General features: G+C 41.9%; 11 protein-coding genes. 2 read left to right on the top strand and 9 right to left on the bottom strand.

Annotated features, from left to right (window positions below; genetic code table 11):
- Positions 1 to 4: 4 nt before the first annotated feature.
- A complete protein-coding gene (secA, locus tag ACOYVE_RS14220; protein WP_014855112.1) occupies positions 5 to 3,064 on the bottom strand; it encodes a preprotein translocase subunit SecA in 3,060 nt (1,019 codons plus the stop codon).
- A gap of 165 nt (positions 3,065 to 3,229) precedes the next feature.
- Here secA and ACOYVE_RS14215 point away from each other — a divergent pair, with 165 nt between their 5' ends.
- The gene (locus tag ACOYVE_RS14215; RefSeq protein ID WP_162098590.1) at positions 3,230 to 6,013 is read left to right on the top strand and encodes a hypothetical protein; all 2,784 of its coding nucleotides are present in this window, start codon (positions 3,230 to 3,232) and stop codon (positions 6,011 to 6,013) included.
- Between the two features lie 5 nt (positions 6,014 to 6,018).
- Here the strand turns inward: ACOYVE_RS14215 and ACOYVE_RS14210 are convergent, their stop codons facing one another.
- Genes ACOYVE_RS14210 through greA form a run of 7 tightly spaced genes read right to left on the bottom strand, consistent with a single transcriptional unit; the run spans position 6,019 to position 13,369 of the window.
- The gene (locus ACOYVE_RS14210) at positions 6,019 to 7,101 is read right to left on the bottom strand and encodes a DUF4837 family protein (protein WP_014855114.1); all 1,083 of its coding nucleotides are present in this window, start codon (positions 7,099 to 7,101) and stop codon (positions 6,019 to 6,021) included.
- Between the two features lie 49 nt (positions 7,102 to 7,150).
- The gene (locus ACOYVE_RS14205; protein WP_014855115.1) at positions 7,151 to 7,816 is read right to left on the bottom strand and encodes a diacylglycerol/polyprenol kinase family protein; all 666 of its coding nucleotides are present in this window, start codon (positions 7,814 to 7,816) and stop codon (positions 7,151 to 7,153) included.
- On the bottom strand, positions 7,806 to 9,878 hold the full coding sequence (ftsH, locus tag ACOYVE_RS14200) for an ATP-dependent zinc metalloprotease FtsH (protein WP_014855116.1): 2,073 nt from the start codon (positions 9,876 to 9,878) through the stop codon (positions 7,806 to 7,808). The genes ACOYVE_RS14205 and ftsH overlap by 11 nt, the downstream gene beginning before the upstream one ends.
- A gap of 17 nt (positions 9,879 to 9,895) precedes the next feature.
- Entirely contained in the window at positions 9,896 to 10,450 is a 555-nt protein-coding gene (hpt, locus tag ACOYVE_RS14195; RefSeq protein ID WP_051015897.1) for a hypoxanthine phosphoribosyltransferase, read from the bottom strand.
- Positions 10,447 to 11,799, bottom strand: coding sequence for a tRNA lysidine(34) synthetase TilS (gene tilS / locus ACOYVE_RS14190; protein ID WP_014855118.1), 1,353 nt, complete (start codon positions 11,797 to 11,799; stop codon positions 10,447 to 10,449). Before tilS ends, hpt begins: the two co-directional genes overlap by 4 nt.
- Positions 11,800 to 11,808: 9 nt before the next feature.
- A complete protein-coding gene (gene ribD / locus ACOYVE_RS14185) occupies positions 11,809 to 12,897 on the bottom strand; it encodes a bifunctional diaminohydroxyphosphoribosylaminopyrimidine deaminase/5-amino-6-(5-phosphoribosylamino)uracil reductase RibD (protein ID WP_014855119.1) in 1,089 nt (362 codons plus the stop codon).
- A gap of 1 nt (position 12,898) precedes the next feature.
- Positions 12,899 to 13,369 carry a transcription elongation factor GreA gene (gene greA / locus ACOYVE_RS14180; RefSeq protein ID WP_014855120.1) on the bottom strand — a complete coding sequence of 157 codons (471 nt, stop codon included), beginning with the start codon at positions 13,367 to 13,369 and terminating at the stop codon, positions 12,899 to 12,901.
- A gap of 174 nt (positions 13,370 to 13,543) precedes the next feature.
- Between greA and ACOYVE_RS14175 the strand changes: the two genes are divergently transcribed.
- Entirely contained in the window at positions 13,544 to 14,707 is a 1,164-nt protein-coding gene (locus tag ACOYVE_RS14175) for a thioredoxin family protein (protein ID WP_226990964.1), read from the top strand.
- Between the two features lie 53 nt (positions 14,708 to 14,760).
- On the opposite strand, the gene ACOYVE_RS14170 is transcribed toward ACOYVE_RS14175, so the two are convergent.
- On the bottom strand, positions 14,761 to 15,405 hold the full coding sequence (locus ACOYVE_RS14170) for an outer membrane beta-barrel protein (RefSeq protein ID WP_014855122.1): 645 nt from the start codon (positions 15,403 to 15,405) through the stop codon (positions 14,761 to 14,763).
- Between the last annotated feature and the right edge of the window lie 44 nt (positions 15,406 to 15,449).

Genomic DNA, 15,449 nt, shown 5'->3' with positions numbered 1-15,449 from the left:
TCCTCTAATTAGAAAGTTTACCGTGGCAATTTTTGTATTTTTTTCCGCTGCCGCAAGGGCAAGGGTCGTTTCTGCCGATTTTTTCTTCAACCCGAATCGGTTTTTTCTTAACCATTGTGGTCGTATCTTCCTGCGGTTGCGCTCTTAACCCGAGATTATCGGCGGAATCCTTTATTGTGCTAATTCTTTGAGGTTGTCTCCTTTGCTCCTGAACTTCGACGGCTCCCTGCGGCCAGAACTTAAAGGCAAATGATATTACATCGTCTCTGATTGTATTGAGCAGTTGTACAAATAATTTGAAGGCTTCTGATTTGTATTCGAGAAGCGGATCTTTCTGACCGTAGGCTCTCAATCCGATACCTTCTTTAAGGTCGTCCAGGTCGCGTAAATGCTCTTTCCACTTTTCGTCGATGACGCTGAGCACTGCATATCTTTCAAGGCGGGACATCAATTCCTCGCCGAGCATTTCTTCTTTTCGTTTGTAGAAGTCTTTTGCTGCTTCGAGTATTTTTTCCTTTACGCCGTCTTTACCCAGTTTTTCAATTGCATCGGGTTCGAATTTAATATCGACAAGGATCTTCTGGAATAAATCGTCGTGAATTTTGTCGAAATTACCTTCGTCAAAATTTTCTTCGACAAGGGCATCGACATATTCTTCAAGATATTCCATAATTTCGCCTTTGAGGCGTTCTCCTTCCAAAGCCTGGCGACGCTTGGCATAAATCACTTCGCGCTGCTGATTCATAACGTTGTCGAATTCCAGCAGTCGTTTACGAATAGCGAAGTTGTTTTCTTCGACTTTTTTCTGGGCTCTTTCAACCGAGCGGCTGATCATCGGATGCTGAATGGCTTCGCCGTCTTCCATTCCGAGTCTGCCCATAACGGAAGTAATTCTATCGCCACCGAAAAGCCGCATCAGGTCGTCTTCGAGCGAAATGAAAAATTTGGACGTACCGGGGTCGCCCTGTCTTCCGGCTCTACCGCGCAATTGCCTGTCGATACGACGCGACTCATGTCGTTCCGTGCCGAGTATATAAAGGCCTCCGACTTCTCTGACGCCGGCGCCCAGTTTAATATCCGTACCGCGTCCCGCCATGTTGGTTGCAATCGTAACGGCGCCGGGCTGACCCGCATAAGCCACAATTTCCGCCTCGCGCTCGTGTTGTTTTGCGTTCAATACATTATGAGGAATTCCCTGTCGCTTCAACATTCGGCTCAAAGTTTCAGACACTTCGACGCTCGTAGTGCCTACAAGAACAGGACGTCTTTGTTCTCTCAATTCTTTTATTTTTTCAATAACCGCGTTATACTTTTCTCTTTTGGTTCTGTAGATTGCGTCGTCTTCGTCTGCTCTTATAACGGGCTTGTTTGTAGGAATAACAACGACTTCCAGTTTATAAATTTCATAAAATTCATTTTCTTCCGTCTCGGCGGTACCGGTCATACCGGCGAGTTTTTTGTATAATCTAAAGTAATTTTGGAGAGTAATTGTAGCCAGCGTCTGGGTATCTCTTTCGACTTTAACGTTCTCTTTTGCTTCGATAGCCTGATGAAGTCCGTCCGAATATCTTCTGCCCGGAAGAATACGCCCAGTAAATTCGTCGACTATAGCAATTTTACCGTCTTCCGTAACTACATATTCAACATCTTTTTCGAAGAGCGTGTATGCTTTCAGCAATTGATTAATGGTATGAATTCTGTCGGAACGCTCGGAGAATAATTTATAAAGTTCGTCTTTCTTTTTAAGTTTTTCTTCCGGTGAAAGATTCGGGTCGTTTTCAATTTTGCTTATTTCGGTGCCGAGGTCGGGAATAACGAAAAATTCTTTGCCTTCGTTGCTGCCGGTTGCCAATTCTTCGCGACCTTTTTCGGTCAGGTCGATTTGATTGAGCTTTTCGTCGATTGCAAAGTAAAGTTCTTCGTCTATCTCGGGCATTCTCTTTGCATTTTCTCTCAGGAATTCCAATTCGGTCTGCTGGAGTAATTTTTTGTATTCCGGTTCGGAGAGCAATTTCATCAAAGCTTTGTTTTTAGGAAAACCTCTGTAGGCTCTCAAAAGCAAAACTCCGGCTTTTTCCCTCTCCTTCGTGTCGCCGGTAGCGAGCAGACTCTCAGCTTCCTTCACTATCGAAGCGACCAAATTAGCCTGTTTTCTGAAAAGACGCTCGACGCGGGGTTTCATCTCGTCGAATTTATGTTCGGTTTTTTCGACCGGACCGGAGATTATGAGAGGAGTTCTGGCTTCGTCGATAAGCACCGAGTCGACTTCGTCCACTATTGCATAGTTATGGCCTCTTTGAACGCAATGATTTTTATCGATCGCCATATTGTCGCGCAGATAGTCGAATCCGAATTCGTTATTCGTGCCGTAGGTAATATCGCAATTGTACTCTTTTATTCTGTCTTCCGGCGCCATATTATTTAGTATACATCCTACGGTAAGTCCGTGGAATTTGAAAATTTCGCCCATCCATTGACTATCGCGTTTTGCGAGATAGTCGTTTACCGTTACCAGATGGACGCCCCTACCGGTAAGAGCGTTCAGATAGAGCGGCAGAGTAGCCACCAAAGTTTTACCTTCGCCGGTAGCCATTTCCGCAATTTTACCCTGATGCAATACAATACCGCCGAGCAGCTGTACATCGTAAGGAATCATATCCCACGTAATTTTTGAACCGGCCACTTCCCACGACTTGCCGACAAGCCTTCTGCACGTATCTTTTACAACCGCAAATGCTTGCGGTAATATTTCATTTAGAATTTCCTCGTATTTTTCATCGAGTTCTTTTTCTAGTTCTTCTATTTCGTCGTATACTTTATGCTTTTCGTCCGCATTCTCTATGTGAGCCAGACCGGATTTGAGCTCGTCTATTTTATTACGTATATCCGCCGTTTCCGATTGAATTTTTTCCTTAAATTCGGCTGTTTTGGCTCTAAGTTCGTCGTCCGTTAAGTCTTTTAGCTTTTCGTATTCCTCGTTGATTTTGTCAACTATAGGCCATAATTCTTTTAAAGCTTTGGTATTCTTATCTCCGAAGATTTTTTTCAATAGCGTACTTATCATCAATCACTCCTGTTTTTCGAAGTTGAAAGTTAAATAATGAGGTTCTGAAATGCAATTAAACGTCATTTCAGAGACTTATAAAGCCGATACTTCTGTTTGTTTCTGCTTACTGTTAAAATTGGAATGGAATATTATTATCTTTGTTTTTCAAACCATCGTCAGAATATGAAAAGAAAGAAATTTCGATTTTCGGAAGAATTTACGAAAAGATTCATCGAACTCGCCGAGGGGTCGCTTAGCTCCGAGGAGTTCGAGTTGGTTTTAAGTCTTCTCGAAGAGGAAGCGTCGAAATACTACTTTTCGCCTTCATCTGAAGTAAATCTGATAAGAGCGCTCAACGCCATATACGATAAGCGCAGTTTCCTGAGCGAACTGTTGGTCTATCCCCATCATTCCGAAATTCTTATAACCATTACAGCCAGCAGCAATTATCTTACCGATATTATTGTACGCAATCCGGAATATCTTTACCAGATTTTCGACCAGAAATATCTCGAACGTTTGCTCGATGAAGACAACCTGAAAAGCGAATTGATTTCCGGCATCGGCAGATATTCAACCGTTAATGCGAAATTAAACTACATACGTCAGTTCAAAAAAAGATATATACTCAAAATCGGATTAACCGATTTATTGGGAATAAGAAATCTGGAAGAAATTACTTATCAGTTGTCGACGCTTGCTAAGGTTGTCAATTCCGTCTTATTCGATTTTTGTTATTCGGAAATTTTAAAAAAACACGACCTGCAGGAAGTAGACAACAAATATTGTTTATGCGCTCTCGGCAAATTGGGCGGCAACGAACTGAACTACAGTTCCGACGTCGATATGCTTCTCTTTTATGACGAGAACCGGTCCTACGGCAATAAAGAATACCACGAAATTTTGTCGGAAGCGGCTCTGCTTTACATTAAATATTCAACGGAAATTACCGAAAGAGGTTATATATACCGAGTCGATTTCCGATTGAGACCCGACGGCAAATACTCGCCGCTTTGCAAATCGTACGCTGATTACACGCGTTATTACGAAGCGCGCGGCGAAGATTGGGAAAGACAAATGCTTATTAAGCTCGATTTTGTTTCCGGCGACAGAAAGCTTTACAAAAAGTTTTACGATTTTCTTCAGCCCTATATCTTCCCTTCCTCATTCGCCAAGCCGCTAAAAGCTCAAATCAAAAAGATGAAAGCGAACATTGAACTGCATAACAAATCCGAAAAAAACATAAAGTTGTTTGCAGGCGGAATACGGGACATTGAATTTACCGTTCAGGCGCTTCAATTGATTAACGGCGGCAAAATAAAAGAACTGAGGACCGGCAACACTCTGAAAGCCATTAAAATTCTCAGTTCGCATAATTTGTTAAACGAACGCGAAAGCGAACTGTTAAAGAACGCATATATTACTTACAGAAAAATCGAGCATTTTCTACAACTGATGAACGACACTCAAACCCATCTGATTCCCGAAGAAGGCGAAATGCTCTATAAGCTCTGCAAATATCTCGGATTTAAAAGTCCGACAGAGTTCAATGAAAAATTGGAGAGGTACAGGAAGGAAGTCAGAAAAATATATAACGACATACTCGGGGAATCGGATGAAGAGTCGTCGGATTTATTCGGCGATATAAAATTTGCCGACGTCAATCGCGCAGAAAAGAATCTCAAATACCTCCGCAGCGGTATCGGGTACCTGGAACAAAAACAATTTGACTCCCGCACTATCGAGATATTTTCCGGACTGGAAAAAGAATTGGCGTCATATCTGCAAAAATCAGCCGCTCCGGACATTACGCTCGAAAACTTTGTAAAGATTATAAGGGCGACAAAATTTCCTTCTATCTGGTATACGCAGCTATCCGGCGCGGATTTCTTCAAAGATTTTTTGCGAATATGCGAATTTGCCTCTAAAGCCGTAGACGTAATTGTAATAGACAAACTTGCCGAAGAATCGTTCCTGTCCGGAGAAGTATTTCTGAAAAATTTATTCGATGACCTGAGTAATTTTAATTTGAACAAAATAGTCCTGTCAGCGTCCCTCCAATATATTTTAGGATTTATCGACGTAAACAGAGTTTCCGAAATTTTATGTAAATTTATCGACTCGGTCATACGCGAAGAATGCGAGGTCTATAAAGACGAATTCCCGTTTTTCATTGCCGGGCTGGGCAGTTACGGCACGATTAAAATGCATTTTGCTTCCGATATCGATTTAATAGTTGTGACGGATGATATTACAAAGCATCCCGAAATTCACTCCGTTTTTCAAAAGGTGCTTGGAAAACTAAAGGACAAGCTTCCAATGTTCGAAATCGATTTTCGTCTTCGGCCGGAAGGTAAAAGCTCCCCCCTGGTTTGGGATATATCGAATTACAAACAATATTTGAAGACAAGGGCGCGAACGTGGGAACTTCAAGCCTTGTGGAAAACGCGTATGATTACGGGAGTACCGGAATTATTCGAAAATTTCAGGAAGGAAGTTGCCTTAAATGTTTACGAATCCGACGCAGGCAATCTGAAAAAAGATATTTTGGAGATGTACTACAAGATTCAGAAAGACGGAATACTCACGACGGGCGATACTTTCAACATTAAAAAACAGCGGGGCGGTTTGCTGACGATCGATTTTTTAACTCAATTTATAGCGCTTACGAACGCTCAAATTTTCGAATCCACTTTCGGCAAGCCGACAGTTTACACCCTGGAATTTCTGGCGAAAGAAATCGACAAAAATGACTTTGAAACTCTGGGTGAAAATTACAAAAAGCTAAAAGAAATCGAACTCGCAATTCAAATTATATTCAATTCCAAAAGTACAATCGTCCCTCTGGCTTCGGAAAAGAAAAACCTCTTGGCTGCGTTTTTCGATCGAAGCCCCGAAGAATTCATGCGCGAATTCAACGCTATCGTCAAGTTTAACAACCGGATGTTCGAGAAATATACCTCCTAAGCCGGCTATTCCAGCTCTTCGAGTAATTCTTCTTTTTTCTCCGGATCCACTTCCCGTTCGGTCATAAACGACTGCAGTAAAACATCGACCTGCTGAATCAATTTCTTCTTATAATATTTCGGCGCATAAATTGAAGCGTCGAGCATATACAGGCGTTTGGTCGGTTCGTCATAAAAAGTATAATTGATAAACGGACCGCCCATAGAGCCGTCTTTCATCTTCCATAATCCCTGGGTCATCAAGGCGTAACGTCCCAGGAAATTGACTTCTTTCGTCGTTCTGTAATTGTCTTCAATTAAAACGTAACTGGAGTCGTCCGAAGTCCTGTAAAACTTTTCCGTAATCCTGTTGCGAATTGCATAAACCGAATCTTTATTAAGGAGCAGCGGCGATGCATTGTCAATCCAGTGAACAAAAATCCATCTTTCCATATCGGTGCCGGGAGCTCGGCGCAGCCATACAAAATTGTGTTCCGGCTTGTCGATTGCCAGATGGTAATCCGCCTGGACGTAAATCAGCCATCCGTAATTTTTAAGAAGTTTGGCTTCTATTTCTTTTCTTTCGTATCGCGAATTGTACAAACTCTTGAAGAGACGTTCGTTTGAAATTTTTTGAAAATAATAGAGCAGGTTTTCGTGCTCGTTAAGAATTTTCTTGCCGAGCTCATTCAAATCTTTAGCGGTCAGAATCATTACCAATTGTCCCCTCGCCCACAAGTCATATTTATTAATCACAAAAACCGAATCCTGACGCACCATTTCTTTAACCTGTTGATTAAGCAGTCCGTCGATATAATTCGAAGTATTAGAGCCGCTGCCGAGAGGTGCGGTTATTATTATGTTTTTCTTGTTTTTGTATTTATCGAGCTCCGAAATGTCTTTTCTTATAAGAATAAATAAATTTTCAGGTTGCGGTGTGTAGATTATCTTGCTGAAGACGGTCAAAAGAGACGCTTCGATCTGTTCGTATTCGGTGGAATCGGCGAAGACATAAATTTCGTCTTCGTTGCCTGTAGCGCTTTTTTTGGCGTCGCATCCTACTATCAGTGCAATCAATAACGGAATAAGTAATAGATATCTTTTTTTCATGGCTCAATTCTATTTTTTGACGTTATACACGGGGCTTCAGATAATTGTTTCAGTAAGGGACGTTGTGCAGAATAAGCGACATATCGGGAAACAGAACGGCATATAAAATCCACATAACCACTCCCACCGAAATCGGGATTGTTAAATTGTCATCGAGAAAACCCGCCGATAGGTTTTCTACTACGGCACCGACTGCCACAGCCGCAAATCCGATAAAATACTCAGCCACGCCGCCTGTTACTTTTGGAGTAAAGAGCACAACCAATCCTGAAAAAAAGAAAAACGCGAATGTGCCTTCAAGACTTTTCTTCAAAAGCGGCGTATGCCCGAATTTTCTGCCAACGAGCGCCGCGGCTATGTCCCCGATTATCAGAACCGCAAAAGCCGTAACGGCGATAACCTTCGGGAAAACTGACACCACAATAACGGCTGAAATCAAAACGTAAGTTGCGCCGTTTAATCTTTTCGTTGTATGATCTTTTTCGTGATTTCTCAGAAGAAATCCGAATATCTTATAGAAGAAATCGCTGACCGGTTTAACGTAATACCTGCCTAAGTCAATTATAAGCGAAATTACCAGAAGCGGCGTTAGTATGCTGAGCGCCAATTCCTTGGTTATATGGTAATAGATAACCGGAATCGAAAGCGAGCACAGATGAATTGCTTTTCTGAGCACTTCGTTTTTATAGTCGATAGTCGCGTAATCAGTCGGCATTATCCGGCTTATCGTTATTGTCTCCGGTTTCTCTCTTCTTTCTTTCTTCAAGTAATTGTTTGACATGATCCGGCACTTCGTTTTCTTCTTTTTTACTCTCGCTGTTATTCCTTTTTACCGGCGGAAGTTCCTCGCCTTTGATAATTTTTTCGATTTCTTCGCCGTCGAGAATTTCTCTTTCGAGCAATTCTTTCGAAAGTTTATGGAGCAAATCGATATTATCCGAAAGAATTTTTTCCGCCCTGTTCATGCACGTCATCACAATATTCTTAATTTCATCGTCGATTTCCTGGGCAGTTTTTTCGCTGTAATCTTTATGCCGCGTAATTTCACGTCCGAGGAAAATTTCTTCTTCTTTAGAACCGTAAGACAGAGGACCTAATTTTTCGCTCATACCCCACTCGCAAACCATTTTGCGGGCAATATTTGTGGCTTTTTCGATATCGTTGCCCGCCCCGGTAGTAAATCGTTTAAATACGATCTTTTCCGCCGCGCGTCCTCCGAGAGCGTATGTTATCATCGATTCGAGATATTCTTTGGAGTAAGTATGTTTTTCGTCGACCGGCAGATAAGTGGTTACACCGAGCGCTCTGCCGCGCGGTATAATCGTAACTTTATGAACAGGATCGGCTTCCGGAAGCATTTTAGCTACGAGCACATGCCCGATTTCATGATAAGCCGTAATTTTCTTTTCTTCTTCGGAGATAATAAGACTCTTTCGTTCCATTCCCATCATCACTTTGTCTTTGGCTTCCTCGAAATCTTCCATCGAGACTTTCTTTTTATTCTTTCGGGCTGCAAGCAGAGCCGCCTCGTTAACCAGATTTGCCAACTCGGCGCCGGCGAGTCCCGGCGTAGCTTTGGCAAGAACGCTCAAATCGACGTCGGAATCGAGAGGAATTTTACGCGTATGCACTTTAAGAATTCCTTCCCTGCCTTTTACGTCCGGACGGTCGACGACAATCTGGCGGTCGAATCTGCCGGGTCTGAGCAATGCAGGATCGAGGACGTCGGGCCTGTTTGTAGCGGCAATAATTATTACGCCGCTGTTTTGTTCGAAGCCGTCCATCTCGACAAGGAGTTGATTCAGGGTTTGTTCGCGCTCGTCATGGCCGCCGCCAAGTCCGGCGCCCCGGTGCCGCCCGACTGCGTCAATTTCGTCTATGAATATGATACAGGGAGCGTTTTTCTTGCCCTGCTCGAACAGGTCGCGAACGCGGCTTGCGCCTACTCCTACAAACATTTCGACAAAATCGGCTCCGGATATCGAAAAGAACGGCACTCCGGCTTCTCCTGCAACGGCGCGCGCCAGTAAAGTTTTACCGGTTCCGGGAGGTCCCAGCAATAGGACGCCGCGCGGAATTTTACCGCCCAGCTTCTGAAATTTGCCCGGCTCTTTCAGGAATTCGATAATTTCTTCGAGTTCCAGTTTGGCTTCGTCCGCACCTGCTACGTCCTTAAACGTAACTTTTATAGCCGATTCGGTAATCAACTTTGCACGACTTTTTCCGAAGTTGAATAATCCTTTAGCGCCTCCTGCTCCGCCTTGCATTCTTCTAAATAAAAGTATCCATACGCCGAATAAAATAATCCAGGGCAGAAAGCCCAACAAAATGGTTGTCCATTCGTTGGTATCTTTTACGAATGTAAACTTAATGTTCTTTTCTTTCCATAATTTCACCTGTTCGGATATTACAGGTTCAATAAGAGTAACAACGAAAACCTTAACTTCGACATTTACGCCGTTTAGATTTACGTTTTCCTGTGTTTTAAGCTTGCCTTCGAAACGGTAGTCGTTAATGTCGGTTTTATAGACTTTTGCTTCCGCAATCTTATCCTGATTCAAAAAGCTTTCATAAAGATCGTAGGGCACTTCAATTGCGTTTTCCGTTCCGGTGCGCATAAATTGCATTATTATGACCGCTATTACAATAATTGCGCCCCAGCTGAAAACCGTTCTTATAATTTTCGACCAGTCGAATTCGCCGTCGGGTTTTTGATCGTTATTATTGTTTAACGGTTTTTTCGGTTTGGGACTTTTCTTTTTATACTCGTTTGGCATTCCTTTATAACCTCAATTTATTCACTCAGTACGTAAATAGATTTTAAGTTTCTGTATTTTTGGGCGTAATCGAGACCGTAGCCGATTACAAATTTGTCTTTAATTTCAAATCCAATATAATCAATTTTAACGTCATATTTTAAACTCCCCGGTTTAACCAGCAGCGAGACCACTTTCATGCTTGCGGGATTGTGTCCGGCAATCAATTCTTCGATATATTTGATGGATAATCCGCTGTCGACTATATCCTCTACGATAATCAAATGCCTGTCGGAAATGTCGGCGTTAAGGTCTTTTATAAGTTTAACGTTGCCCGAACTGATTTTCGAATCGCCATAGCTCGAAAGTTTGAAGAAATCGACCTCGCATTTGATTGAAATATTTTTCATCAAGTCGGACATAAACATGAACGAGCCGTTCAAAACGCCGATGAAAATCGGTAATTTTGTTTTATAGTCGGCGGAAATCTCCCGACCCAATTCTTTTATTCTCTTTTGAATCTCTTCTTCGGTGATATAGGGCACAAACTTTTCCGTTCCGACCCATATTTCATTATTAACGGGATTAATCATTTCATCCATAACTTAAATATCTTCCTTGTGTTTGTTGATATTTTAAATCGCTCGTCTATCCTTAAACCGACAACCCAGACGATATAGTTCCCGTTTGTCAAGACAAGTTGATTTTTCCTGTCGACAGGGGCTACTTTGGAATCGGTAAGGAAATCCGAAATTTTCTTGGGAGTTTTCATACCCAGCGGAATAAATTTATCCCCCGGTTTCCATTTCCTGACGATAAAATTTTCGGATAAATTGTCTCCCGAAATATATTCAACTTTTCCGGTTTTTCGGTAACGAACTTTCGTTTTGTCAACGGGAGTAATTCCGATCGTAAGCTCAAAAATTTTCACGCTCGATCCCGGCGACAAATACACTTTGACATCTCCCGTTTCTTCCGGCTTGTAAATTGTTACGCATCCTCTTTGTTTGATTGCGCAGAGACGGTTTCTCAATTCGATCGATTTTCCGGTTTGCGTCAATTTACTTATCGATTTCAAATCCGAAAAATCGAGTTCTACTTTCCAGATGCTTTTAACCGCCTTTCTGATTGCATCATTAAGGAGCGCGGCGTCAACATTTTTAAATGCCGAAGTTTTTACCGAAAGTTTATTTTGTTTAACGGCTAAAAATGTCTCTGCGATTTGTTCGATTTCTTTCTCTAAAAAACCCGAATAATTCTCAATTGTTTTGGACGTACGAAAGACCGCTTCGTCGAGAGACGGATTTATTTTCTTAAAGAGAGGAATTATTTTATTTCTGATATAATTTCGGCGGTAATCATTTTTAAGATTCGTACTGTCGATTCGAAACCCGATATTTCTGCTAGCAAGATAGGACAAAATTTCATCTTTCGTCAATACAAGAAACGGACGTATTATATTATTTCTTTTGACGGGAATGCCCGAAATACCGCTTATTCCCGTTCCGGCTATCAAATTGAGCAAAACGGTTTCGGTATTGTCGTTTTTATTATGCGCCGTCACTATTTTAGCGTTCAGCTTTTTCGAGAGCTCGAAGAGTTTTTCATATCTTAGATTACGAGCGGCTTCTTCAACCGAAAGTTTATTCTTTTTTGCATATTCCTTTACGTCCAGGTCGACAACCGCAAGAGGCACTTTCAATTTATCGCAGAGCGATACTGCAAAGTCACGGTCGCGGTCGGATTCTTTTCCTCTCAAATGATGGTTGAAATGGACGGCGTGGAGAAGGCATTTATATTTCCCGGAGTATTTAATAAAAAACGAAAGAGCGAAAACGGAATCGGGTCCTCCGCTGAGAGCAATCAACAGATTGTCTCCCTCCTTAACAAGCTCGTGTTCTTTGATAAAATTAATTACTTTTTCTTCGACCTTTCTAATCATTCAGAGTCCTTACCTTCTCGTAAGACGAATCAAAGCATCTTCTCCGATTTTTCGCACGTCGTTCATCTGGAACTTGTGAGCTTTTGAAAGACTGTTTATACCGAGACCGCTGCACAATGGAATTCCTTCGCAGAGCAGTTTAGGAGCTATAAACAAAAGAATCTCGTCGTCGAGTTTGCTTTTAATAAACGACGAAAAGACTCTGCCTCCCCCCTCCACGAGTATCGAAGTAATATTCAATTTTCCCAGTTTTCTCACAAGGGATTTGAGATCGAGCATCCCTTCGGAAGTAACCGGAACAAAGATAAACTCTACGCCGGCTTCGTAATATTTAGCCAATTTCGGCATGTCTTTGTTTTTTTTGTCGGTAACAATTATCAGGTTATTGTCATTATTTTTTCGTACGAGATCGGAATTCGGTTTGAGTTCCAGACGGGTATCGAGCACAATTCTTTTGGGATTTCGTCCTTCGACGAGTCTAACTGTTAACGAAGGCTTATCGGTTTTGACAGTATTGTATCCGACAAGGACTGCATCGTATTCGGTGCGCAATTCATGGACCAAACTTCTCGATTCAACGGAAGTAATCCATTTCGAATTGCCGTTTATGTCGCTAATTTTACCGTCGAGCGTCAGCGCCATCTTCAATGTGACAAAAGGTAATTTGGAAGAACTATATTTCAAAAAGAAGCGGTTCAAATCGGCCGATTCTCTTTCCATAATTCCGGAGATAACCGAGATTCCGTTTTCTTTCAATTTTTTGGCGACTTTATTGTAGAAAAGAGAATTATTGTCCAGTACGCCGAAGACCATTTTTTTTATTCCCGAATTTCGGAAAAGAGAGATATACCTTTCTTCTTCTCCCGATTTAATAACGGGATTAATATTGGAATAGAGGACGGAACCCTTCGGAATGTTTTTTAATTTTGAAAAAAGAATAAATTCAGGCTGTTCCGACAAACGGTCTTTCAGAAATTCGGCGCCGACTATTTTACCGTCGTTTACAATAACAACTCCTCTAAGGGAAAGGGGACTAACGGCGCCTTTCCCTTTTTCGGCCAATTGATGCGTAATCTGAATGTAAGATTCGTCTAGCAATTTATTCCAGCTCTAAGATTTCAAATTTTATAATGCCGGCCGGAACTTTAGCCTCGACAGTCTGACCCACTTTAGCGCCGATTAGCGCCTGTCCGACAGGCGAAGAAATCGAAATTTTACCCGCCTCAAGATTTGCTTCTTCCGGAGATACAAGAGTATATGTATAGGTTTTTTGATTTTTGAGATTTTTTACTTTTACAGTAGAAAGGATATGAACCTGGTCTTTCGGCATATTCGAAGTATCGATAATTCTGGCTCGCGAGAGGAGTTCTTCGAGCTTACTGATTTTCATTTCCAGGAGACCCTGTTCTTCTTTGGCGGCGTCGTATTCGGCATTTTCCGATAAATCGCCGTGCGCGCGAGCTTCGGCAATTTTTTCCGCCATTTTTTTTCTGCCATTGGTTTTCAATTCATTGAGTTCTTTTTCAATTTCCCGCATTCGTTCTTTACTCAAGTATACAAAATGTGCCACGTCGGTAACTCCTTTTTCTATTATTGTCGTTTCGTAAAAAAAAATTGCCACCGCTTCCGCAGTGGCATCGAAAAAATAAAAATATTCGTCGAAGTTTTCAACTATAAACTGCATTCGCCTTTTAATTCTCTCATGGCTTTCTTAAATTTGATATCCGAATACCGCAGGGCAAAGATGAACAAAAAATTTATATATCTGGTTTTGTTTTCAATAGCGATGTCTTACCTTGAAGCGAGCGTTGTAGTCTACTTACGGAAAATTTATTATCCCGCCGGTTTTCGTTTTCCTTTAGAACCGATCGAATCCAAGATATTAATTATAGAAATCGGAAGGGAAATTTCCACTTTGATGATGTTGACGGCGGTATCGTATATGTACGGAGCTAATTTTCGAAAACGATTTGCGGCTTTTCTGTTGACTTTCGGCATCTGGGATATTTTCTACTACGTCTGGCTAAAAATCCTGCTCAATTGGCCGCAGTCACTTCTTGACGACGACTTGCTCTTCCTGATACCTATTCCGTGGATATCCCCGGCTCTGGCGCCTATTATCGTATCGTTGTTTTTTATCTTATACTACATTCTCGAGTCGAGGATTAAAGTCGAGAACCATTCCATAAAACCTGCCGCTATAATACTTTCGGCGACAGGAACAATTTTAATACTTATTTCGTTTATGTGGAACGTTAACGAAAGAATTAATTCGAACTCCCCGGTAGACTTTCTTTGGGAAGTTTTTATAGCGGGAATAATAAGCTGGACGTTAAGTTTATTAATCACATACAGAAGAAAGGAGAAAATTATGGCTACTGACACTTTAAAACTCGGATCCAAAGCGCCCGATTTCAGTCTGGAAGGCGTTGACGGCAAAACATACTCCCTCGAAAGCTTCAAAGACAAAGAGGCGCTAATAGTTATTTTCAGCTGCAATCATTGTCCTTATGTTAAGGCGTATGAAGACCGAATAATAAAGATCCAGGAAGACTACGCTCCAAGAGTTCAGGTTGTCGCAATCAATTCGAATGACGATGTAAATTATCCCGAGGATTCGTTCGAGGAGATGAAAAAGAGAGCCGAGGAGAAAAAATTTAATTTTCCTTACCTGCGGGACGAGACGCAGGAAACGGCAAAAGCCTACGGAGCGACTCACACTCCGGAAATCTTTTTGTTCGACAAAAACCGCGAACTCCGTTTTCACGGCAAAATTGACGACAACTGGCAGGACCCTTCGGCGGTAAAGCAAAATTATCTGAGAGACGCGCTCGACGAATTGCTCGCCGGTAAAGAAATATCCGTGCCCGAGACTTTTACAATCGGGTGTACCATAAAATGGAAATAAAAAAAGGCTGCTCGAAAGCAGCCTTTATTTTTAACTCAGTCCTCGTTTCATTTTCAATACATTATTCCGAGATTTAAGGTAATATAAATATGTCCGAAATCCTTGCGCACTTTTCCTTCAAGGCTTTCTACGCCGTCGTCGAGCATATGAATAAAATAGTAACGCACGTTCAGCCCGGCAAGATTCTTTTTACTGATTCCGAAATTTGCGCCTATGCCGACATACCCGCCGGCAGCATAATGCATTTTAGAGTCCCCGAAAGACGAGAAAAATTCTTTTTCGTAAGGGGTTGTAAGAACAAACGTCGGCCCGACGCCCGCATTTACATAAGGGCGTAAGTTATCCGTCAGAGTTTTACTGAACAGTCTGTACTGGACTCCTAAATTCAGCGGGATGAGGAATACGCGGTTTTTCTTTCCAATAACATACGGAATACCGAAATACGGATCGATGTATTCGATTTCCCTTTCGTCTTTCGATTCGGAGAACGAGAGGTCTACAAATCCGGTAATATTTTCGCTTAAACTTTTTCTGAAAAAAGTACCCAACCCGAATCCGCCTTCGCCGAACATAATATCGACACCCCAACTTTTCTCCGGAAATACCTCGTTCGGTTTTTCCGGCGCAAGCTTGCCGATGCGTTGTCCGTATATTGAAAGCATGGGCAGCAAAATCATCATAAGCGCAAATCTTTTCATGACGCACCTCCTTTTCGGCTGTTCAATCAATTTTCTCAACTAAT

The organism is Melioribacter sp. (genome assembly GCF_049325435.1).
Lineage (GTDB): Bacteria > Bacteroidota > Ignavibacteria > Ignavibacteriales > Melioribacteraceae > Melioribacter > Melioribacter roseus.
The sequence above is the reverse complement of the archived record's forward strand: the minus strand, read 5'-3'. Positions and strand labels throughout refer to the sequence as shown.